The organism is Streptomyces sp. NPDC111744 (genome assembly GCF_055634995.1).
Window position 1 is genome coordinate 123,848 of sequence record NZ_JBVKCG010000020.1, and the last position, 22,118, is coordinate 145,965.

Annotated in this window: 18 protein-coding genes and 2 pseudogenes; 13 read left to right on the plus strand and 7 right to left on the minus strand. The window is 70.2% G+C overall.

Annotated elements, in window-relative coordinates; translation table 11 throughout:
• The first annotated feature begins 386 nt into the window (after positions 1 to 386).
• The 5 genes and pseudogenes from ACZ7OO_RS33760 (at position 387) to ACZ7OO_RS33780 (ending at position 6,117) form a co-directional block, all read left to right on the plus strand.
• A complete protein-coding gene (locus ACZ7OO_RS33760; protein WP_471510710.1) occupies positions 387 to 1,304 on the plus strand; it encodes a nitrate- and nitrite sensing domain-containing protein in 918 nt (305 codons plus the stop codon).
• Between the two features lies 1 nt (position 1,305).
• Positions 1,306 to 1,944 carry a hypothetical protein gene (locus tag ACZ7OO_RS33765; protein WP_471510712.1) on the plus strand — a complete coding sequence of 213 codons (639 nt, stop codon included), beginning with the start codon at positions 1,306 to 1,308 and terminating at the stop codon, positions 1,942 to 1,944.
• Positions 1,869 to 2,096, plus strand: a pseudogene (locus tag ACZ7OO_RS33770) (ATP-binding protein); the annotation flags it as partial. The gene ACZ7OO_RS33765 and the pseudogene ACZ7OO_RS33770, both read left to right, overlap by 76 nt.
• A gap of 55 nt (positions 2,097 to 2,151) precedes the next feature.
• Positions 2,152 to 2,592: pseudogene (locus ACZ7OO_RS33775) on the plus strand (GTP-binding protein); the annotation flags it as partial.
• Positions 2,593 to 2,748: 156 nt separating this feature from the next.
• Positions 2,749 to 6,117 carry a S8 family peptidase gene (locus ACZ7OO_RS33780; RefSeq protein WP_471510714.1) on the plus strand — a complete coding sequence of 1,123 codons (3,369 nt, stop codon included), beginning with the start codon at positions 2,749 to 2,751 and terminating at the stop codon, positions 6,115 to 6,117.
• Between the two features lie 98 nt (positions 6,118 to 6,215).
• Here the strand turns inward: ACZ7OO_RS33780 and ACZ7OO_RS33785 are convergent, their stop codons facing one another.
• The 6 genes from ACZ7OO_RS33785 to ACZ7OO_RS33810 all read right to left on the minus strand — a co-directional run bounded on the left by ACZ7OO_RS33785 (position 6,216) and on the right by ACZ7OO_RS33810 (position 11,482).
• Entirely contained in the window at positions 6,216 to 7,697 is a 1,482-nt protein-coding gene (locus tag ACZ7OO_RS33785; RefSeq protein ID WP_471510716.1) for an FAD-dependent oxidoreductase, read from the minus strand.
• 133 nt (positions 7,698 to 7,830) lie between these two features.
• Entirely contained in the window at positions 7,831 to 8,469 is a 639-nt protein-coding gene (locus ACZ7OO_RS33790) for a cysteine hydrolase family protein (RefSeq protein ID WP_471510718.1), read from the minus strand.
• A 310-nt stretch (positions 8,470 to 8,779) separates the two neighbouring features.
• On the minus strand, positions 8,780 to 9,595 hold the full coding sequence (locus ACZ7OO_RS33795; RefSeq protein ID WP_471510720.1) for an alpha/beta fold hydrolase: 816 nt from the start codon (positions 9,593 to 9,595) through the stop codon (positions 8,780 to 8,782).
• A 112-nt stretch (positions 9,596 to 9,707) separates the two neighbouring features.
• Entirely contained in the window at positions 9,708 to 10,076 is a 369-nt protein-coding gene (locus tag ACZ7OO_RS33800; RefSeq protein WP_471510722.1) for a DoxX family protein, read from the minus strand.
• A 183-nt stretch (positions 10,077 to 10,259) separates the two neighbouring features.
• Positions 10,260 to 10,727 (minus strand): MarR family winged helix-turn-helix transcriptional regulator, encoded by a 468-nt coding sequence (locus ACZ7OO_RS33805; protein ID WP_471510724.1) that lies wholly within the window; start codon positions 10,725 to 10,727, stop codon positions 10,260 to 10,262.
• A 194-nt stretch (positions 10,728 to 10,921) separates the two neighbouring features.
• Entirely contained in the window at positions 10,922 to 11,482 is a 561-nt protein-coding gene (locus ACZ7OO_RS33810) for an NADPH-dependent FMN reductase (protein WP_097228051.1), read from the minus strand.
• A gap of 207 nt (positions 11,483 to 11,689) precedes the next feature.
• On the opposite strand from ACZ7OO_RS33810, the gene ACZ7OO_RS33815 reads away from it, so the two are divergent.
• The 6 genes from ACZ7OO_RS33815 (at position 11,690) to ACZ7OO_RS33840 (ending at position 16,656) form a co-directional block, all read left to right on the plus strand.
• Positions 11,690 to 12,157 carry a MarR family winged helix-turn-helix transcriptional regulator gene (locus tag ACZ7OO_RS33815; protein WP_471510726.1) on the plus strand — a complete coding sequence of 156 codons (468 nt, stop codon included), beginning with the start codon at positions 11,690 to 11,692 and terminating at the stop codon, positions 12,155 to 12,157.
• A 212-nt stretch (positions 12,158 to 12,369) separates the two neighbouring features.
• Positions 12,370 to 12,657 (plus strand): hypothetical protein, encoded by a 288-nt coding sequence (locus ACZ7OO_RS33820; RefSeq protein WP_097228053.1) that lies wholly within the window; start codon positions 12,370 to 12,372, stop codon positions 12,655 to 12,657.
• A 120-nt stretch (positions 12,658 to 12,777) separates the two neighbouring features.
• Entirely contained in the window at positions 12,778 to 13,884 is a 1,107-nt protein-coding gene (locus tag ACZ7OO_RS33825; RefSeq protein WP_471510729.1) for a CE1758 family FMN-dependent luciferase-like monooxygenase, read from the plus strand.
• Positions 13,881 to 14,495 carry an FMN reductase gene (locus ACZ7OO_RS33830; RefSeq protein ID WP_471510731.1) on the plus strand — a complete coding sequence of 205 codons (615 nt, stop codon included), beginning with the start codon at positions 13,881 to 13,883 and terminating at the stop codon, positions 14,493 to 14,495. The genes ACZ7OO_RS33825 and ACZ7OO_RS33830 overlap by 4 nt, the downstream gene beginning before the upstream one ends.
• A 158-nt stretch (positions 14,496 to 14,653) precedes the next feature.
• The gene (locus ACZ7OO_RS33835) at positions 14,654 to 16,009 is read left to right on the plus strand and encodes an MFS transporter (protein WP_471510733.1); all 1,356 of its coding nucleotides are present in this window, start codon (positions 14,654 to 14,656) and stop codon (positions 16,007 to 16,009) included.
• 50 nt (positions 16,010 to 16,059) lie between these two features.
• Positions 16,060 to 16,656 carry a TetR/AcrR family transcriptional regulator gene (locus ACZ7OO_RS33840; protein WP_471510735.1) on the plus strand — a complete coding sequence of 199 codons (597 nt, stop codon included), beginning with the start codon at positions 16,060 to 16,062 and terminating at the stop codon, positions 16,654 to 16,656.
• 46 nt (positions 16,657 to 16,702) lie between these two features.
• Here the strand turns inward: ACZ7OO_RS33840 and ACZ7OO_RS33845 are convergent, their stop codons facing one another.
• Positions 16,703 to 19,522, minus strand: a complete 2,820-nt coding sequence (locus ACZ7OO_RS33845; RefSeq protein ID WP_471510737.1) for a helix-turn-helix transcriptional regulator — start codon at positions 19,520 to 19,522, stop codon at positions 16,703 to 16,705.
• A 461-nt stretch (positions 19,523 to 19,983) separates the two neighbouring features.
• Between ACZ7OO_RS33845 and ACZ7OO_RS33850 the strand changes: the two genes are divergently transcribed.
• Together ACZ7OO_RS33850 and ACZ7OO_RS33855 are read left to right on the plus strand one after the other, a co-directional pair.
• Positions 19,984 to 20,427, plus strand: a complete 444-nt coding sequence (locus ACZ7OO_RS33850) for a VOC family protein (RefSeq protein WP_471510739.1) — start codon at positions 19,984 to 19,986, stop codon at positions 20,425 to 20,427.
• Between the two features lie 97 nt (positions 20,428 to 20,524).
• Complete coding sequence (locus tag ACZ7OO_RS33855) at positions 20,525 to 21,976, plus strand: dihydrolipoyl dehydrogenase family protein (protein ID WP_471510741.1); 1,452 nt, start codon at positions 20,525 to 20,527, stop codon at positions 21,974 to 21,976.
• Positions 21,977 to 22,118 lie beyond the last annotated feature (142 nt).

The following is a 22,118-nucleotide window of genomic DNA, read 5'->3' on the forward strand; positions in this document are numbered from 1 at the left end:
ACATGCGTGTCGGACCGGAATGCGGGCGCGGGACGGCAGCCTGACGTACCGTCGAGAGCGGGAACCTGATCGGCCTTGCCGTCGGCCTCGTTGCGATCGGTCGACCGTACCCGCCTTCATCACACCCGTCACCGCAGATCCGTCCTGCTGCCGTATCCGGAACGGCGGAGAACGTCCGCAAGTATTCTTTGTGTCGGCCCGCTCTTCGATTGGCCGATTGGGCTAAAAAATGCGTCCGGCACCGGTACAAGTCGCGTGAACCCCGGCGGCGTCCCGTTCCGTGTCCTGGGTGAGGGCCACGGCGGCCCGGTCCTCGCGTCTGCCGATACCGCGGACCGGGCCGCCGTGACCACGTGTTCCCCGTTGTGCAGAACACGTATGACTGGATGTCCCGTTCGGAACGCTGTCGATGCCTACCGTTAATAGGCAACCATCTGGCCGACCCCCTCGGCCGGGTCGCCGTCGCCGTGCAGACCGAGCGGAGGGTCTCCGCGGTCGCCGTGGTGGCGCCTGGCAAGGCAGGGCACGATCTGCCGAGTGCCCGGGCCGCGACGGACGCGGCCGTGGAGAAGTTTCTCGCGGAGGCGCACAGCGGCAGCGTGCGCAGTGACGAGAGCATGTCCGTGCGCAAGCGTGTCGACGGTGCGGAGGACGCACTGGAGACCGTGGACCGCATCCGCAGTGACCTCGACTTTGGTGACTCGACCCTCAAGGCGGTCATGGCGGGGTATACCGCCATCGGCGGGAGCATCGCCGAAGCCCTGCGCGCCATGACGATCCTCCCCGACCAGAGCGCGCAGGAATTCGGTCAGGCCCTGTACACGCTCGTGCCGGCGGGTGACCTGCTGTCTCAGGAGGACGCGCTGGTCTCGGCCGCCGCGGCGAGCCCGGGTCACCGTCTCGACGCCGACAGCTACAGCGCCGTGGTGCGCGACATCGGTGCGCAGCGGCTGCTGACCGCCGACGCCGTGAGCCGGCTGCCCGCCGCCCAGCGCAAGCCGTTCGAGCGTCTGGCCACCGCCTCCGGATCGCTGGGCCAACTCACGACCATGGAGGAACAGCTGATCCAGACCGGCCCGCAGGCCCGGAAACTGCCCTTCCCCATCTCCCGGTGCCGCGCGGCGTTCGACGCCGAGAACAAGGTGTCCTCCAGCGCAGCGCTCGACGACATCTCCGTCGTGTTCACCCGTACCGGACCGCCGGCCGAGCGTGCCTTCGTCGCCCTGATCCTCGCGGGGCTGCTGGGCCTGGCCGCACTGGTCGTCTCCGTGATCATGTCGATCCGGATCACCCGTTCCCTGTGACGTGACGCGGCTGCGCACCTCCGCCCGCAACCTCACCGACGACCAACTCCGTGACGTGGTGGGACGGTTGCGCCGGGGCGAGAGCGTGGACGTCGGCAGCGGCATGGAGCAGCCGTCCTTCGTCAACCGCGAGATGGCCGCACTGGGCCGGGCCTTCCAGACCCTTCAGCTGACGGCCGTGGAACTCGCCCAAAAAGACGTCCGTCTGCACCAGGGCATCAGTGACATCTTCCTGGATATCGCCCGCCGCAACCAGACGCTCGTGCACCGTCAGTTGAACCTGCTCGACGTCATGGAGCGGCACGAGGAGGACGCCCGCACGCTGGAACAGCTCTTCCAGCTGGACCAGCTCGCCACACGTATGCGGCGGTACGCGGAAGGACTGATCATCCTCTCCGGTTCGCCTCCCGGGCGTTTCTGGCGCCACCCGGTGCCGGTGGTCGACGTGATCCGAGGGGCTGTGGCGGAAACGGAGTTCTTCGCCCGCGTCGTCATCCTCCCGGCACCGGCGGTCGGCGTGCTCGGCCGTGGGCCGCGGACGTCATCCACCTGCTCGCCGAACTCATCGAGAACGCGGAGGCGTTCTCGCCGTCGGACAGTGAGGTCCGGGTCAGCGCGAGCAGCGCGGCAGGCGGTCTGATCATCGAGATCGACGACCGGGGCCTGGGCATGCCGGCGACGGAGATCGACGAGGCGAACGAGCGCATCGCCTCCCCCGTGGACGTCACCGCGCTGGACAGCACCCGCCTCGGGCTGGTGACCGTCGGCCGTCTCGCCCGGCGCCACGACATCCGTGTCACCCTGCGGCCCTCGCCGTACGGCGGCATGAGCGCCGTCGTGCTGATCCCCGACCAACGACCTCTCGGGAGTGGAGCGGAAGACCACCACCACGGCGGCCATGGACTTCGGCCGCATCACCATCCACAACGGGCTGGCACTGTTCCTGTTCGGCACTCCGGGACAGGACCGGTACTGGTTCATGTGGGACGAACTGGCCGCGGGCGCCCTGTGCGCGGTGATCCTGGCCGACACCCGTCGGCTGGACACGAGCTTCTCCGCCATCGACTACTTCGAACGCGCCGGACTTCCGTTCGTCATGGCCGTCAACTGCTTCGACGACGCACGCACCTACCCCGCCGAGACGGTGCGCGCCGCGCTGAGTCTCGGGCCCGATGTGCCCGTCCTGTTGTGCGACGCGCGCCACCGCGAGTCCGTCAAAGAGGTCCTCGTGCACGCCGTCGAACACGTCCTGGCCGTGGAGATGCGACGGGAAGGTATCACGGGCTGACGGAACCCAGACCCAACTCCGTTTCCGTGAAACGTGGTTGCTGGTTTGAAGCAACGTATTCACTGGTAGACATCGCTCGCTTGTTGTCGCCACCCCCACTCGCCCCATGAGACCCATGAATCGGCCGAGTCGAGGGTGGCCTGGCGAGAGGAACCCGTGAAGTCCGCATCCAAGAGACCGGTGTTCACCGCACTGGTGGGCCTCGGCATACTGCTGGCGGCCGGCACGCCGACGACATCCCTGACCCTCACAGGCGCCACCACGTCCGCCCCGACGGCATCTTCCCGAGCACCCCTCGGATCCGCCCTCGGCACCGATGACGCCCGGCCCGCCGCCGCCCAACAGCGGTGGATCCCGCTGATCACGGGCGACCGCGTCCTGACCGACGGCAAGGGCGACGTGCTCTCCCTGCGCCCCGCCAAGGGCCGAGAGAACATACCGGTTCAAGTGGAGACCATCGGCGGACACACCTACGCCATCCCGGACGATGCCCGAGGCCTGGTCGAATCCGGCCGTCTCGACCGACGCCTGTTCGACATGACCACGCAGAGCGCGCCCGCCTACGCCCAGCGCACGGACCTGCGGCTCATCGTCATGTACGATGCGGGCCGCCCGGCGGCCAGGACGGCACTGCGCGCCACCGCGGGGGCGACCGTGCGGCACACGCTGAGCAGCATCGACGCCGACGCCATCAGCGCCCCCGCGAACGGCACTTCGCAGCTGTGGACCGCCCTCACCACGGGCTCCGCCCAGGCCACGACCCGCACCGCCGCCCCCGGTATCGCCTCGGTGTGGCTCGACGCCGTCGTCCAGGCCTCGCTCGACAAGAGCGTGCCGCAGATCGGCGGTCCCGAGGCATGGGCGGCCGGCTACGACGGCACCGGTACCCGTATCGCCGTCCTGGACAGCGGCATCGACACCACCCACCCCGACCTGGCCGGGAAGGTCGTCGCCGAGCACAACTTCTCCGAGTCGCCGACCACGGACGACCTGTTCGGCCACGGCACGCACGTCGCGTCCATCGCTGCGGGCACCGGCGCCAAGTCCGGGGGGACGTACAAGGGTGTGGCGCCCGGCGCCGGCCTGCTGGACGGCAAGGTGCTCAACGACACCGGCCAGGGCGCCATGTCCGGGATCATCGCCGGCATGGAGTGGGCCGCGGCCGAGAAGGCGGACGTCGCCAACCTCAGCCTGGGTGCCTACGACTCCCCGGAGCTCGACCCCATGGAGGAGGCGGTCGACAAGCTGTCGGCCGAGAGCGGAACCCTCTTCGTGGTGGCGGCCGGCAACGACGGCGAGCAGGGAGCCGGCACCATCAGCACCCCGGGCAGCGCCGACGCGGCGCTGACGGTCGGCGCGGTCGACAAGCAGGACGTGCTGGCCCCGTTCTCCAGCACCGGCCCGCGCGCGGGCGACGACGCGATCAAGCCCGACCTCACGGCACCGGGCGTGGACATCGGGGCCGCGGCCGCACACGACAGCTACATGGCCTCCGTCGCCCCCTCGGTCGCGGACGGCTACATCTCCCTCAGCGGCACCTCCATGGCGACCCCGCACGTCGCGGGCGCCGCCGCCCTTCTCGCCGAGCAGCACCCCGAATGGACCGGCGACGACATCAAGCAGGCGCTCGTGGCGTCGACCACGCCCGGCGCGTACACGGCGTACCAGCAGGGCTCGGGCCGCGTCGACCTGCGCAAGGCGATCAAGCAGACGGTGTTCACCCGGGAGACCTCGCTCGCCTTCGGTCTCGCCCAGTGGCCGCACACCGACGACCAGCCGCTCACGAAGACCCTCACCTACCGCAACGTGGGTGACACCGCGGTCACCCTGAAACTGGCCGTGGACGGCACCGCACCCGACGGAAGCCCCGCCCCCGGCGGGATGTTCACCGCCGACGGCCAGGTCACCGTCCCCGCGCACGGCGAGGCCACCGCGCGGATCGTCGCCGACACCCGGCTCGGGGGCGACACCGCCGGCCGCTTCACCGGCCGGGTGACCGCCACGGGCGACGGACAGACCGTCGCCACCGCGCTGGCCGTGGAACGCGAGTCGGAGATGTACACCGTCACGGTGAAGCCCTTGAGCCGTGCGGGCAAGCCTGTGCCCGACGCCTCCTGGAACGCCACGCTGGCGGGCCTCTCGGGTCCTCGCGAGGGACTCGCCTCATATCTGTCCGGCGACACCTACTCGGTGCGCGTCCCCAAGGGCCGGTACTTCCTCAACGCCTCGCTGCGGGCGGATCCGGCCGGTTCGTACGACCAGGGTGAGGACTGGTTCAACCAGCCGAACCTCGACGTCACCAAGGACACCACGGTCACCCTGGACGCGCGCACCACCAAGCCGGTCGAGGTCACCGTGCCGGACCGCGCCGCCCGGCAGACCTTCGGCTACGTCCGCGCGGGCGTCGATCAGGCGGGTGAGCCGGGCCCGGCCTTCCTCGCCTTCTTCGGCACCTCCGAGGAACTCCGCACCGCGCACGTCGGCCCCGCCGTGAACTCCGCGGACACCCTGCACCAGCGCATCGAGGCCACCTTCTCCACCGGCGCCCAGGGCCACGACGAGTACGACGTGGCGTACGAGCCGAAGGGCGGCCGATACGTCACCGGTTTCTCCGCACACCCCCGTGCCCGCGACTTCGCTGACGTCCGCACGGAGGTGGGCGGACCCGGGAAGGGCAAGACCGGTTACCTCTCACTGGCCGCCCTGAACGGTGGCGGCACGACCGTCGAACGTGCCCTCCCCGCCACCCTCACCCTGCACCTGCTGTCGCCGGACGGCACGTGGTGGCTGAGCCTGCGCCAGAAAGGAGCCGACGGCCACGTCGACACCGTCTACGACGCGTCCGGCGCCACCTTCGAGCCGGGTCGCTCGTACCACCGGGTGCTGAACGTGGGCGTCTTCGGACCCGACCTGCCGGACGGCGCCGGGCTGATCCGCAGCGGCGACACGATGGACGGGAGCCTTCCGCTGTTCTCGGACGTGGCCGGCAACTCCAGCAGCAACCAGACGCGGGTGGACAGCGCCGGCACGAGTCTGTACCGCGACGGCCAACTGGTGCGCCGGAGCCCGTACCCGATGGACTTCTTCTACGCCGCGGACAACGACGACCGGGCCGACTACCGGCTGGACGTCTCGGTCCGGCGCGGCACGGAGGCGGACGTCTCCGACAGCCTGGACGTGGAATGGACCTTCTCCTCCGGACACACCTCACAGACGACCGAACTGCCCATCTCGGTCGTCCGCTTCACGCCCGAACTCTCCCTCGACAGCACCGGCAGGGCGGAGGCGAAGGTGTGGGTCCCGGTCACCGTGAAGGGCTCCGCCGCGGGCAGGAACCTCAAGTCCCTGAAGGTCTGGGTCTCCTATGACGAAGGCGGCCACTGGCAGACGGTGAAGGTGCGCGACGGACGGGTGCGGGTCACCAATCCCCGGGCGGGCGGCAGTGTCTCCTTCAGGACGGCGGCCGCCGACCGGCAGGGCAACACGGTCACCGAGACGATCGTCAACGCCTATCTGACGAAGTAGGTACGCCCGCCGGCGGCATGAGGGCTGGAACGGGCCGAAACAATCACCGAGGGCTCCTGCCGGTGGCAGGAGCCCTCGCTCGCCGGGGCCAGGGCCACCTAGCGGCCCGTCACTGTGAGGGCCGCGGTCGCGGCGGCGCCCAGCGCCTCGTCGTCCGGCTCCGTGCCGGCCCAGGCCACATGACCGTCCGGCCGGACGAGTGCCGCTCGTACGCCCTGCCACTGCGCCCGTTCCTCGGCGAGCGTGTCGACGTGCACGACCGCCTGCCACCTGCCGGGCAGTTCCCCGACGGCGGCGACCGCCCTGCCGTCCGCCATGTCGATCAGGACGTGATGTCCGGGCTCCAGCAGCGAGAACAGCCCGGAGCCCCCGGCGAAACGGAGATCAGGCGCCCTGCGGCCCACGAGCGGATGGGCGGCGGCGTTCTCCGGCGGATAGGCCACGGACAGTCCCGAGACGGCCTCGGCCAGGTACCGCGAGAAGCCGGGCTCCCGCGCGACCGCGCCGCCCAAAAACGACCGCAGGTTCTTGCCCTCCGGCGTCCAGGCCGTCATCAGCACACTCTGGGCGTCGGTGAGCTCCAGAAGCTCCACGCCCACGGGGCGGCGCTCCGCCTCGTAGCTGTCCAGCAGTCCCTCGGGGGCCTGGCCCTGCACGACTGCGGCCAGCTTCCACGCCAGGTTCCACGCGTCCTGCACACCGACGTTCAGGCCGACGCCGCCGGCCGGCAGATGCCGGTGGGCGGCGTCGCCCACGAGCAGCACGCGGTCCTTGCGGTAGTGGTCCGCCAGTTTGGCGGCGTTGCCGGAGCGTGACACCCACAGCGGGTCGCGCAGGCCGAAGTCGGTCCCGGCGACGGCGGCCGTCTTGGCCCGCAGTTCCTCCACCGTGTACCCGTCCCACCGGGCGCTGCGGTCCTCGAGGTCGAGTCCGCCGACGCGGTACACGCCGGGCGACATCGGTACGACCATCAGAGTGCCCCGGGCGTTGACATGGGTGTAGGGCACCTGGGGCGGCGGGGCGTCGAGCGCGACGTCGGCCAGCCATCCGTACCAGGTGGAATCGGTACCGGAGAAGCCGATGCCCGCACTCTCACGCACGGCGCTGCGCGTGCCGTCGCAGCCGACCAGGTAGTCCGCCTCCAGGGCATATCCCCCGTCGGGGCCCTCGACGCCGGCCACGACCGAGTGCGGCTTGTTCTCGACGAGCCCGGTGAAGACATGCCCGCGCCGGATGTCCGCACCGAGCTGCAGCGCGTACTCCTCCAGCAGTTCCTCCACCTTCGGCTGCGGCAGCATCAGGGTGTACGGGAACGGGGTGTCCAGGGCGCGGAAATCCATCCGCTCGGCGAGCAGGCCGAAATGACCGCTGGGCACGCGGGTGCCCTGCTCGACGAAGCGGTCGGCGATCCCCCGCGACGCCCACATCTCCATGGTGCGGGGATGAATGGTGAACCCCTTGGAGTAGGGGCTGCGCTCGGGAAGCCGCTCGACGACGGTGACGTCCACACCGCGGAGCCGCAGCTCCGCCGCCGTCCAAAGGCCGGTGGGACCGCCCCCGATGACAATGACACTGCCCATGGCGACCTCTTGGTTCCTTGTTGCGAAAATTGTACTTGACCAATCAAGTATATAACCATGGAAAACCCTGAACACAGCTGTGCGGCCGGACCGAGGTCCGGCCGCACGGTCCGCCGCGCCCGCTCCGATCGGCCTACGCGGCGGTTTTCTGCAGGGTTTTCAGGAACTCGTCCGTGGTGAAGATCGCGTGGGCGTACGCGGGACCGTTGATGTCGAACGTGGCCTTCATCTCGTCCCACGAGAAGGCGCCGATGGCGTCGCGGATGAGCGTCACGTGGTAGCCCAGCTCCTGCCCGAACCGGGCGGTGGTGTCGACGCACGTGTTCGCCTTCATCCCGATGATCACGACCTTCTGGACACCGTGCTGCTTCAGCAGCATGTCCAGGTCCGTGTTGGCGAAGCCGCTCGACGCCCAGTGCTGGCGCATGACCAGCTCGTTGTCCCGCGGCACGAAGTCCGGATGCCACTCGGCGCCCCAGCTGCCGACCGCGAAGGTCTGCCGTTCGACGACACGTTGCTGAGTCGGGGACAGGTGATCCCACGTCTCGTAGTCACCCGGCGCCGTCTGGTGGTGCGGCACGATGAAGACGTGGAAACCCTGCTCGCGAGCGGCGGCCAGCACCGCCCGCATGTGGTCGAGAAGATCGATCTCCTCCGCGACCTCCTTGACCTGCGGCCATATCTTTCCGCCCTCCGACAGGAAGTCGTTGTACGGATCGATGATCAGCAGGGCGGTACTTTCGGGAGAATAGGTCACATCCTGGGCGTTCATCGCACCTCGGTTCTTCCGCTGCGAACTCGCGGCGTATCGGCACATCCTCACCGGAGCACCCCGTCACACCCCGACGTCCCGCCCGGGAGACCCGCTCCCTTCGGGAAGAGGCGTCGCTCCACCGTCTGCGCACCATTCGGTGTCGGCGGCCCCTCGCCCTCGTCGCCCGGCCCGCGGCCCGGCCGCCGAGAATGAGCACGGCTTCCGCAGCCGCCACCCATCACGCTCTCACGCTCCCGATGCGATTGCATCTCGGTCGTGACCTGGTTCTCCCCGCGACGGTACGTTCCCCGGAAGCGGCACGGGCCCGTCAGCCCAGGTCGGTGATGAAGCGGGTGAGCAACTCCGCGAAGACCTCCGGCGCCTCAAGGTGCGGTGCGTGACCCACCCCCGGCAGGATCTGCACGGCACCGCGCCAGAGTGTCGGCATGGTGAGTCCCGCCAAGTAGTCGAGGCTGACCAGTTGCTCGCCTTCGCCGTGCAGCACCGCGACGGGCCGTGTCAGCTCGGCGACCACGCGGACCTCGTCGGCGAAGGCACCGGATTCGATGCCCGCCAGGATGCCGCTGCGGGCCGCGCCGTCGGTGGCGAGTATGTCGGCGACGAGACCCTCCACGGGCCGGGTCGACCCGGGCGCCAGGAAACTCGTGGCGTACGCCTCGGCCGCAGCGGTGTCGACCTCGGCGGTGAAGCCCACGCCCATGGCGGGGTTCGGCAGGAAGGCCCGGCCGATGTCGGCGGGGCCGCCCACGGGCGGGGTGCCGAAGAGCACGAACCCGGCGGCCCGAGGCAGCCGTTGGGCCGCCTCGAGCGCGATGTGACCGCCGAGGCTCCACCCGACGATCACCGCGTCCTCGGCGTCCAGCTCCCTGACGAAACCAGCGAGAAGGGAGGCGTACCCGGGAAGCGAGTAGACGTCCGGGGTCCGGCCGGCCGCCGAACGGCCGTGTCCCGGCAGATCGAGCGCCAGACAGCGGAACCGTGCCCCGAAGGAGCTCTCCATCAGCGGGCCCCATACCCTCGCGGACGAGGAGTTCCCGTGAATCAGGACCACGGTGCGGCCGGTGCCCTCCGATGCCCTGTAGGCGATGTCCTGACCGGAGATGTCGATATGTTCCTGCCTCACCGCGGATCCCTCCCGATACGGCGGCCCGGCCGCACGAACGTGCGGCCGCTCGCGTTCAAGGTACTTGTGGATCTCGCCCGGGCGAACGGCGAGCCACCGGAGATCACGACGGTCACTGCGATGCGGCAAGTGTGACGACCGCCGCCACCGACACGAGGAGGAGGAGAACCGGAACCGTGGCGGCGCCCCGGGCGGCTCGGTCTCCGTAGTCGCCCCACTTCACGTGGTACCCGATCGCCACCAGGAGCAGGACGGCCATCCCGACAGCGGCCGCGATGCCCAGCGGCTGCCACCAGATGCCGGCCACCAGCCCCGCCGCCGCGGCCACCTCGACGAGGCCGATGAAACGGATCAGCGCGGAACCGAGCCCTTTCGCGACGAGCCCGTCCACGACGTCACCCTTGAACTGCGCCTTCGGCGCTCCGGCGGCAACGGTGATCAGGGCGAGAAGAACACTGAGAATGACAGCTGCGATGTACACGACGGTCCTTGGGAAGGCGAAGGAAGGATGAACGATGAAGGGGTGCACCGCACGAAAGGTGCACCGCACGAAAGGTGCACCGCACTCTGCGCCGGCCGATCCGGACGAGAGCGCGTAGGCACATGTGGCGCAGGCGCCGGGCCCGAGGCCGGATCGGCCATCTGGGTCCCGAGGAGCGGGCCCTCAGGTGGCGATGCCGCGCAGGGCGGCCGCGAGCCCGCCGAGGTCCAGCCCCGTCAGATGGTCCAGGAAATGACGGCGGACCGAGGCGAGGTTGGTCGGCCAGGCCTTGACCAGCCGGTCGAAGCCCGCGTCCGTGAGGACGGCGTTCCAGCCCCGGGCGTCCTGCCGCGACCTGACCCGCCGGATGAGACCCTCTTTTTCCAGCCGGTCCGCCAGGCGCGACATGCCGCTGCCGCTCATCTCCACCGCGACGGCGAGATCGCCCATGCGCAGCTTCCGGCCCGGAGCCTCGGAGAGGTGCATGAGAGCCAGGTATTCGGTCAGGGAAAGCCTCTGCTCCCGCATCATGTCGGCATCGACGGCGCGGGGCAGGGCGTAGATGATGCGGCCGAGCGACCTCACCACGGCTTCTTCGTCCTGGGTGAGGGGTTGCGCAACGCGATCCCGCCGCCGCTCGTCGCTCGACACGAGTTCATGGTAATTGCCTGCCAAAGCGGCCCGCCAAGCTTGCTGGGGTGAGAGTCGGACCGTGCTCCTGCGAGAGCGCCGTGATCTCACCGGCCACGGCTCGCGCCGCGGCAGTCGGCTGTGTCACGTACGAACGGCGGCGGCCCGACCTCTCCGCCCGGCCGCCGCCGTTACCTCACGAGCAGGTGCGCCCGTCAGGCGGCACGCAGCGGGGCGAGCGCCTTGCTCCAGGCCAGCACCTGGTCCAGCGTGGTGTTCAGGGCCTCGAGCTGGAAGTCGCCGGGCTTGAACACGCTGAAGTTCTCGAAGTCGTGGAACAGCGACAGCGCGACCTGGGAACGCACGTCCGCCATCTGCAGCTCGCCGGCGATGAGACGCAGGTGCTCCACCGCACGCGCACCGCCCGCGCCGCCGTAGCTGACGAACGCGACGGCCTTGTTGTTCCACTCGGCGTACAGGTAGTCGATGGCGTTCTTGAGCACACCGGACGTGGAGTGGTTGTACTCGGGCGTCACCATGATGAAGCCGTCGAACGAGGCGATCTTGTCCGCCCACTCCCGCGTGTGCGGCTGGGAGTACTGGCCGAGGGACGGCGGGAGCGCCTCGTCGAGGTGCGGGAGCTTGTAGTCGAGGAGGTCGACCAGCTCGAACTCCGCGTCGGTCCGCTTCGAGGCGATGTCGAGCACCCAGCGAGCGACAGCCTCGCCGTTGCGGCCCGGACGGGTGCTGCCGAGGATGATTCCGATCTTGGTCACGCTGAACCCTTCGTGAAAATGACCCGCGTCCGTCCCGGGCATAGATGTGGCCCTGGCGACAGGTTCGCGATATAGTTGCTTCGACAAACACCATAGTGCGAAGAGGTTGTTGCGTCAAATAATCACTCGACCCGGCGACAGACACACGGGGCCGGATCGGCCGTCGACAGCGGCGCTCGGCGCCGCACACATGTGAGGTATGCCCCCATGACATCGAAGTCCAGCCCACGCAAGGACGGCCTGAAACCGCTTACCGCCGAAGAGGAGGCCGTTGTGCGCGCCCTCCCCTCGCTCCTCTATGCGCTGCCCCGCGCCATCGACGCCCAGATGCAGCGGGAGCAAGGGCTGTCGAACACGGAATACCTGACCTTGATGTACCTGTCGGAGGCACCCGGCCGGCGACTGCGCATGCACGAGCTCGCCAACACCATCGAGATGTCCCTCAGCGGCACGACCCGCATCGTGCAACGACTGGAGGGGGAGGGATTCATCGAGCGGCTGCGGTGCGAGAGGGACGGCCGCAGCTGGCACGCCTCTTTGACCGCCGCCGGCCTGGCCCGCCTGGAGGAGGCCTATCCGACCAATCTGGACGCGATCCGACGGCACTTCCTCGACCACCTCAAGGAGCTGGACCTCAGGACGCTCGCGGCGGCACTGCGCAACGTCGCCACCTGACCGCCGCACCTCCGCCAGAGCCGTGCCCCGTCCCCTACCCCTGTGAGGTGTGATCCACAGAACAGACTGCTCACACGTGTGCGCTCACGGAATCCCGTATATTTGCTGCGCGTAACAATTACCCGGGTGCGCTCACCCGGGTTTCGTGCGCCGCGCGGCCGTCCTGCGATTCGACGAGCCCGCAGACCAGCGACCCCTGGGGAAGGAAAGACATGACTCTCACCATCACCGACGTGCGGACCGGCCTCGCGCTGCCCGGCAGCGCCACCGACCCTGCGGGCACCGGGCGGCACCGAGGCACACGCGCCGACGAGGACGGCTGCGCACCCGAACGCGACTCCGCGGGGCACGGCCGTCACCGCAGGACGGTTCGCGGCTCCGCTCGGAACGAGAACGCGGACCCCGGCTGGGAGCACCATGTCGCCGACGACCTGGCGGCCCTCGAAGCACTGATCCTGCGCGAGAAGACACTGCGGACGGACCGCCCGCTGGATCTCTGAACGCCTCCTCCGGCTCGTGTCTCAGCTGGTCACCCAGCCCCTCAGCACGCCGAGAACTCCTCTCCCGCCGTCGGCGCAACCGCCGACGGCGCCACCGACACAACACACAGGACGTACAGGATGCAATTCGGAATCTTCGGCGTAGGAGACGTGGGACGCGACCCGTTGTCCGGACGGACGCCCACGGAACGCGACCGGCTCAAGGCACTCGTGGACTACGCGGAGCTCGCCGACGAGGTCGGCCTGGACGTCTTCGCCACCGGCGAGCACCACAACCCTCCGTTCGTCGTCTCCTCGCCCACCACGCTGCTCGGACACATCGCGGCGCGGACGAGGAAGCTCCTGCTGTCCACGTCGACCACGCTGATCACCACGAACGATCCGGTGAAGATCGCCGAGGACTACGCGATGCTCCAGCATCTCGCCGACGGCCGGGTCGACCTGATGCTGGGCCGCGGCAACACCGGGCCGGTCTACCCGTGGTTCGGACAGGACATCCGCGACGGCATCGCCCTGGCGGTGGAGAACTACGCCCTGCTGCGCCGGCTGTGGCGCGAGGACGTGGTCGACTGGGAGGGCAGATTCCGCACACCGTTGCAGGGATTCACCGCCACGCCGCGGCCGATGGACGACGTGCCGCCGTTCGTCTGGCACGCCTCCATCCGCAGCCCGGAGATCGCCGAACAGGCCGCTTACTACGGGGACGGCTTCTTCCACAACAACCTGTTCTGGCCCAAGGAGCACGTTCGGCAACTGGTCGACCTCTACCGCGGCCGCTTCGAGCACTACGGGCACGGACGTGCCGACCAGGCCTTCGTCGGCCTGGCCGCGCACGTTTTCGTGCGGAAGAACTCGCAGGACGCCGTCCGGGAGTTCCGCGCCTACTTCGACGCCTCCTCGGCGTACGGGAACGGCCCGTCCCTGGAGGACACCATGGCCCGTACCGCGGTGGTGGTCGGCAGCCCGCAGGAGGTGATCGAGCGAGTGCTGGCGTACCGCGAGCACGCGGGCGGCGACTACCAGCGTCAGCTGTTCAACGTGGACGGCATCGGCGTTCCGCGTGAAACCGTCCTCGAACAGATCGAGCTGCTGGGCGAGATCGTGCCCGTCCTGCGCAAGGAGTTCGCGGTGGGCCGCCCGGCCCACGTTCCGGACGCCCCGACGCACGCCTCTCTCGCCGCGGCGGCGCAGGAGAAGGCCGCGCTGCCGGAGGAGGACCCGCGATGAAGCGCACCGTCGCCGTCGTCTCGGCAGGACTGCGGCTGCCGTCCTCCACCCGTCTGCTCGCCGACCGGCTCTCGGACGCCGTCCGCGCCGAGTTGGAGCGGCTCGGCGAGCCGGTCGAGATCGTCGTCGTAGAGGTGAGGGACCATGCTCACGACCTGGTCGACCATCTGATGGCGGGCTACGCGTCGCCGGACCTGCGAGAGGTGTTCGACTCCGTAGCGAGGGCCGACGGCCTGATCGCCGTGACGCCGACCTTCAACGCCTCCTACAGCGGTCTGTTCAAGCTGTTCTTCGACTGTCTGGACGACACCGCCCTGACGGACAAACCCGTACTGATCGCGGCCACCGGCGGCACCGGGCGGCATTCGCTCGTGCTGGAACACGTGATGCGGCCGATGTTCACCTACCTGCACGCGACGGCCGTGCCCACCGCGGTGTACGCCGCGACCGAGGACTGGGGAGCCGAACGCGATTCCCAGGGAACTCTGCTGGAGCGCGTGGCACGAGCGGCCAGGGAACTCGCCGTCGCGACAGCCCGCCGTGAGCGGCCCACACCCCCGGACCCCTACCGCGATCCCGTGCCGTTCGAGCAGCTGCTGGGCGGCGGGTGAGCCGAGGCGGACGCCGCCGGGGGCTCCCGCGACACACACGGCGACGGACCGCGCACACGGGGTTGGTGCGACACACCTCACGTCCTCCGGGCTCGCAATGGACAGACAGGTCTGTCTAGCATGAGGGTGTCCGCTTCGCCCAATTCGGAAAGTGACCCATGAGCCGCGCATCCTCCACGCGTCAGCCCGCCTCGCCGGGTGCCTCGGCCAAGTCGTCCGGCGCGCACGCGGCGCCGCGGCGCCGGGCCCTGAGCCTCGGGCCCAAGGCCTCCATCGGACTGCTGGCATCGATCCTCATATCGCTGCTGGCATCGTCCAGCGCCCCGACCCCCCTCTACGCGATCTACCAGCAGCACTGGGGCTTCTCCCCCATCACCATCACCATCGTCTTCGGCACCTACGCGGTGGCCGTCCTGGCCGCCCTCCTGGTCTTCGGCAGGGTCTCCGACCACGTGGGCCGGCGCCCGGTGCTTCTGACCGCCCTGCTCGTGCAGGTCCTGGGGATGGTCGTGTTCATCACCGCCGGGGACGTGGCCACGTTGCTGGTCGGCCGAGTCCTGCAAGGGCTGAGCACCGGTGCGGCGGTCGGCGCGCTCGGCGCCGGAATGCTGGACATCGACGCGCGCAAGGGCAGCTTCCTGAACTCCTTCGCCCCCACCATGGGGACCGCGAGCGGCGCCTTCGCCTCCGGACTGATCGTGCAGTACCTGCCGGCCCCCACCCATCTCGTCTACGTGGTGCTCCTCGGTGTCTTCGTCGTACAGGCGCTGGGCGTGCTCGCCCTGAACGAGACGGTGACCCGCGAGCCGGGCGCGCTGGCCAGCATGGTTCCCGAGTTCAAGCTGCCCAGGTCCGCCCGTGCGTCGGTGGCCATCGCCGCACCTGTGATCTTCGCGGTGTGGGCGCTGGCCGGCCTGTACGGCGCACTCGGCCCGGCCATCACCCGGACCCTGGTGCACTCCGACTCCGTCGTCTGGGGCGGACTGCCCCTGTTCGTCACCGCGGGCTGCGCCGGTCTGGCGGTCATGGCGCTGCGCAGCGCGGCGACCCGAACCATGATGCTCATCAGCGTCGCCACACTGGTCGTCGGAGTGACGATCACCCTGGTGTCCATCGGCTCGGGCACCGGTGGCACGCTCTCCGTGATCGGCTTCTTCGTGGGCGGTGCGATCTCCGGTGTCGGCTTCGGAAGCGGGTTCCAGGGCGGCGTCCGGCTGGTCATTCTGCAGGTGGAGCCGCATGAGCGAGCCGGTGTCCTCTCCCTGCTGTACGTCGTGTGCTACGTGGGCCTGGGCGTGCCGGCCGTGATCGCCGGCGTCCTGGTCGTGCACGGCGGCGGACTGATCCAGACCGCACGGGAGTACGGCATCGCCGTCATCGTGCTGGCTCTGGCGGCCCTGGCCGGGCTACTGGCCCGCGGCCGCCAGGTCGAACCGGTGCAGCGGGTGTCGGTGGCGCGTTCGCAGGACATCCCGTCCGAGGCAACCCCGGTGGCCCAGGTCTCAGAGGTGTGACGGAAACCTCCGGCACTAGAATGAACAAGTCTGTCTGAAGGGGTGTGGCCATGGCGACCAGAACCGCGACCAAGCCGTCCGCACGCGACCGGCTGCTCGAAGCGGCCAATGAGCTCTTCTACGGTGAAGGCGTGCAGACCGTCGGCATCGACCGCGTCATCGAACACGCCGGGGTGGCCAAGGCGTCCCTCTACAACACCTTCGGAAGCAAGGAAGGGCTCGTCTGCGCCTACCTCGAGCTGCGCTACGTGCGGATGCGGGACCGGATCACCACGGTCCTGACCCGCTTCCGCACACCGCGCGAGCAGTTGCTCGGCGTCTTCGACGCCCTGGGCGAGGCGATCAACGACCCCGGGTACAACGGCTGCGCCTTCGTCCGGGCCACCGCCGAGACAGCAGAGGACAGCTCGGTCCGCCAGGTCGCGGACAACTACCGTCTCTGGATCCGCGGCCTGTTCACCGAACTCGCCGCGGCGTCCGGCTACGCCACCCCCGAGGCGCTGGCCCGGCAGCTGCACCTGCTGTACGACGGCGCGGGGCAGTCGGCCCGGATGGACCGCGACCTGTCCGCCGCCACGACCGCCCGAGCCGCCGCGGCCGTCCTGCTCGACGCGGCGCCACTGACCGCGGACACGGACACTCTGTGACACCCCTGCGCCCGGCGCCGAGGACGCAGCCGGGGGCAGGATGACCTCAGTCGCGATCCGCTCGGCTGACGATCACGGCCAGCGCTGTCCTGGTGGTCACTCCGTACTTGCGCATCGCCGACTTCAGCTGCGCGCCGACGGTACTCGGGGATCTCGACAGCTCACCGGCTATCTGACGGTTCGTCATACCCCGTAGGAGCAGCCGCACCACTTCGGACTCGCGGGGCGAAAGGCGGTTCCCGTATCCGCGGCGGCCGCCACGCCCGCGTTCGCCGCGGACCGCACGAGCGCACCGCTCGGCGCCCTCCGCGGCCCGTGCCTCGTCCCGGGGACGCGGCAGCCGTGCCCACGCCCGTGCCGCCTCGCCCCATGCCAGCGCCGCGGGCCCGGCCTCCCCGCGGGCTTCGGCGCAGATCGCTTCGCACTCCTCGAGAGCGGCCTGCGCGGCCGGGGCGTTCCGTCCCCCCAGGCCCTGCGCGAAGGCCGCGACGGTGCGCTCAGCCCGCGTGCGCAGTCCGAGGGCCGTCAGTGCGGCGACCCGCACCGGTGCGATCTCCGTCGCCCAGATCCACATCTCCTTGTCCGCGATCAGGCGCATGCACTCCTCGGTGATGTCGACCGCCTGTTCGGCGTCGGCGGCAGCCAGCCGCAGGCGTGCGTGGGCCGCCGCGGACTCCAGCCACACGGCGATGATGCCGCGGCGCTCACCCTCCTCGCGGATGCCCCGCAGCCGCTCCTCCAGACGTTCGTCGCCGCCCTCGGCCGCCGCGGTGAGCTGGGCGTCCAGCAGGGACGCCTCCAGGCGGCAGACCGGCTCGTCGGCGCTCTCGGACCACGCGCGCGCCTTTTCCGCCAGTCCCTGCCCCGATCCGGTGAGGTAGTCGAGACGCAGCAAGGTCACCAGCGCCATGATCCGGATCACCTCCAGGCCGTGTCTTCCGGCGACCCGCACGGCGGTGGTCAGGTGGGCACGCGCCTCCTCGTACCGTCCCCATCGCAGCGCCGAGTCACCGACGTTCAGCGCGGCGCGGGCCTGCTCGACCGCGAGCTGTGGTTCGGACACCCCGTCGGCAGGCTCGGGCACGAGAGCCCAGCCGGATTCCTCACCGAGTTCGAGCAGGGCCGTCATCCGGTTCACCTGGAGGCTCAACCGTTCGTGCGGCAGCAGTTCGCAGCCGGCCGCGAACCGTTCGGCCAGGTCCAGCCAGCGCAGATGGGTCGTGACGGGCCACGGTCCGACCCACGGCAGTCCGAGCACGGTCATCGCCCAGGCGTCGATGTACGTGCCCTCGCCGAGGTCAGGCACCGCGAGTTCGAACTCGGCGGCCGCGGCGGCGTGGTCGCCGAGGCCGAAGAACACCCGGCCCAGCTGGCCGCGCACCGCGGCACGGTCGGGCGCGCTGAGCCGGTCGGTCTCCAGGACGGCGCGCAGAGCGGCGATGGCCTCGGTTCGCCGCGCGTAGCCGGTGAACGCCAGGAAGGGCATCTTCCGTACCAGCGGCGCGACCGCTTCCGCGGGCAGCGACGGTTCGTTGATCAGCTCGTGCAGGAGCGTGAGGGCGGTGAGGTGGTCACCGGAGACGAGCGCCACGTCCGCGGACCGCTCGGTGTAGGCACACCAGCGCGCCGTGTCGCCGGACTGGCGGAAGTGGTGGGCGAGTTTCCCGATCGGCCGTGGCCGGACCGCCTCCAGCAGGGCGGCGGCACGCCGGTGGGCCGCCCGGCGGTCGGCGGGCCGTGCCCCGTCGTAGACCGCCTGGGCGGCGAGCGCGTGCCGGAAGGCGACCCTGCCACTACCGTCGGCGTCCTCGGTGAGCAGACCGATGCGCACCCCCTCGGCCACCGCGGCCTCGGCCGACGCTGCGGACACCGGGTCCCCGTCGTCGGCCAGTCCGCCGACCGTGCCGAGGGCATGCTCGTCCGCCGGGCCGCCGAGCACGGCGGCGGCCAGCAGCACCTTCCGCGCATCGGGTCCGAGCCGGGCCGCTCGTTCGGTGACGGCGTCACGGATCGTCGGTGGGACGGTGATCTCGTCGAGAGCTCGCCGCATCCACTCGCCGTCCCGCCGTACGACGTCCGCACGGTCCCGCATCAGCCGGACGCACTCCTCCAGGACGAGCGGCACCCCCGCGGTCCGCTCGTGCAGGAACCCGGCGAACGCCGCGGAGACATGTTCGTCGTCGAGCATCGAGGAGACGAGTTCCGCCGTGGCCGCCACCGGGAGCACGCCGAGACCGACGCGCGCGCGGCTGACCTCCTCGTACCCCGGGAGCCGTGAGGAGAGACGAAGCAGTAGGGAGTCGGGGGCCACTTCCTCGGGGCGGAACGTGAGTACCAGGCTGAACGGCTGCGGCCGGCGTGAGGCGAGGGCCAGCAGCAGTTCCAGGGTCACCTCGTCCGCCCAGTGCACGTCCTCCAGGACCAGGATCTCGATGCCGAGCAGGCCGAGGAGTTCGGTGAAGGCGCTGATCAGGCGGTGCCGGGCCGCGCCCGGGTCGGCGAGGGGTTCGGGTGCGGGGGGCAGCGTGTCCGCCCATTCGGGGAAATGCGGCCGCAACGTGCCTGCCAGTGCCGACAGTTCGAGGTCCGCCAGGCCGGCGCGGGTGCGCACGGCCTGCCGCACCGCGTCGACGACCGGGCCGAGCGTCAGCGCCTCACGGAACGGCGGGCAGGCCACCACCAGGGCTTGCGAGCCGGCCGTCGCGACCACCGCCAGTGCTTCCCGTACCAGGCGGCTCTTGCCGATGCCGGACTCGCCCTCGACGATCACCAGCGCGGGCCGCCGCCGAAGAGCGTCGGTGACACGCAGCAACTCGCGCTCGCGGCCGACGAAACGGGGGCTGTCCGCACTCGCACTCCGCCGCACTCGACCGCCTTCAGCGCTGCCCGTGCCTGCAAGGGGCCGCCAGGTGACCCGACGGGAGGGGCATCGGTCGGGAGGCCGCCGACACACCTCGCAAGCGATGGGAAAGCCAAGCAGGGAGTGACATACTCCTCGCACACAAATGATCAGCAAGTGAATTAGACAGCACACTCCATTGCATGGTCAAGCAGTCAATACGTTTGAGCCGAGGCTGCCAGGGCGGACTCGCTCGCGGTGAGCGCCCACATGACCCTGCGTCACTTACCGCCGCTCCGCTGCGGCCTGGACTGCCGCCTCCCGCACGGTCCCCGCCGGCCTTCGCCACCACCCGCCACGTCGGCCGACCGGGCGACCCTTCACGTCACCTGCTTGACCGGTTACGCATGTCGGTGTCATGATCTCACCGGTTCAACCGGTGACGCACTCATGGCGAAACCTCCCACCCGCGAACAGAAGAAGCGAACATGGATCTGAAACTCGAAGTTGTGGTGCTGCCCGTCTCCGACGTCGACCGGGCCAAGGCCTTCTACGAGCAGGCAGGCTTCCGTCTCGACGTCGACTACGTCGCCGACGACACCTACCGCGTGGTGCATCTGACGCCTCCCGGATCACAGTGCTCGATCCTCTTCGGCACCGGCGTCACCACCGCCGCACCCGGGTCCGTGCAGGGCCTGCACCTCGCCGTCTCGGACATCGAGGAGGCACACGCCGAACTCGTCGGCCGGGGCATCGAGATGAGCGAGGTGTTCCACGACGCCGGCGGCGTGTTCCACCGCGGCACGGAAGAAGGACGCGTCAGCGGCCCGCACCCGGAGCGCGCCAGCTACAGCTCGTTCGCCGCCTTCAGCGACCCTGACGGCAACGGCTGGGTGCTGCAGGAGATCACCACCCGGCTCCCCGGCCGGTGACGGCGCGTCCGTCGACCGGACGCGGCTGAGGAGACACGGGCTCCGGCCGACGCCCTCGCGCGGAGGCCGGAGCCCTTCTTGAACGACAGGAGCAATGATGGACGAGTCCGTCCGCACCTACGACGTGGTCGTCATAGGCGCGGGTCCGGTCGGCGAGAACGTGGCCGACCGGGCCCGTGCCGCCGGGCTCAGCACGGTGATCGTCGAAAGCGAACTGCTCGGCGGAGAATGCTCGTTCTGGGCCTGCGAACCCAGCAAGGCGCTGCTGCGGCCGGTGGTGGCCCGCGCCGACGCCCGCCGCGTCCCGGGTCTTGCCGCCGCCGTGCAGGGCCCGCTGGACGTGGACGCCGTCCTCGCGCACCGCGACCGGATGGCCGCCTACTTCAAGGACGAGGACCAGGTCGACTGGCTCGACTCCGTCTCCGTCGACCTCGTACGCGGTCACGGCCGGCTCACCGGCCCACGGCAGGTGTCGGTGCGGACCCCGGACGGGAGCACCGTCCGGCTGAGCGCACGGCATGCCGTAGCGGTGTGCACGGGCACCACCACGGCCCTGCCGGGCATACCCGGCCTCGACACCGTACGGCCGTGGACCAACCGCGAGGCCACCGGCGCCGACCGGGTCCCGGGCCGCCTCGCCGTGGTGGGCGCGGGCGTGGTCGCGGTCGAACTGGCCACCGCCTGGCAGGCACTGGGCTCCCGGGTGACCCTGCTGGTCCGCGGTGCCGGCCTGCTGACGAGGATGGAACCCTTCGCCGGTGAACTCGTCGCCGGCGGGCTTCGCGACGCGGGCGTCGACATCCGGCTGGGCACCGAGGTCGCCGCCGTGAGACGTGCGGGCGGCGCCGACGACGAGGTACGGATCACCCTGGCCGACGGCGAGGAACTGGCCGCCGACGAGATCCTGTTCGCCACCGGCCGTGCGCCGCGCACCGCCGATGTCGGCCTGGAGAGCGTCGGCCTCACCCCGGGCGACTGGCTCACGGTGGATGACACATGCCGGGTGACCGCCGTGTCGGACGGCTGGCTCTACGCCGTCGGCGACGTCAACCAGCGGGCCCTGATGACCCACCAGGGCAAGTACCAGGCCCGGATCGCCGGCGCGGCCATCGCCGCCCGCGCCCTGGGAACCCCGCTCGACGACGCCCGCTGGGGCGCCCATGCCGCGACGGCCGACCACACCGCCGTGCCGCAGGTCGTCTTCACCACCCCCGAAGTGGCGTCCGTCGGCCTCACCACCCACGAAGCACGGCGCACCGGACGCCGGGTCGAGGTGGTCGACTACGAGATCGGCCGACTGGCGGGCGCGCAGCAGTACGCCAAGGACTACCAAGGCCGGGCCCGGATGCTGGTCGACACCGACCGCGGCACCGTGGCCGGCGTCACCTTCGCCGGACCGGGAGTCGGCGAACTCCTCCACTCGGCCACGATCGCCGTCACCGGCGAGGTGCCCGTGGAACGGCTCTGGCACGCGGTTCCGGCGTTCCCCACCATCAGCGAGGTCTGGCTCAGACTCCTGGAGACCTACCGGGACAGCGCGGCCGACTGACACCTCACACGTGAGTGTGACCTCGGGAACATGGGGGCGGCTGCCCAAAAGGCGCACTGAAGGGCAGCCGACCCCATCCCGCCGCCGGGGGTGTGGCAGCGGGGGCTTGTCACTATCAACACGGATCCACCGCAAGGAGCGG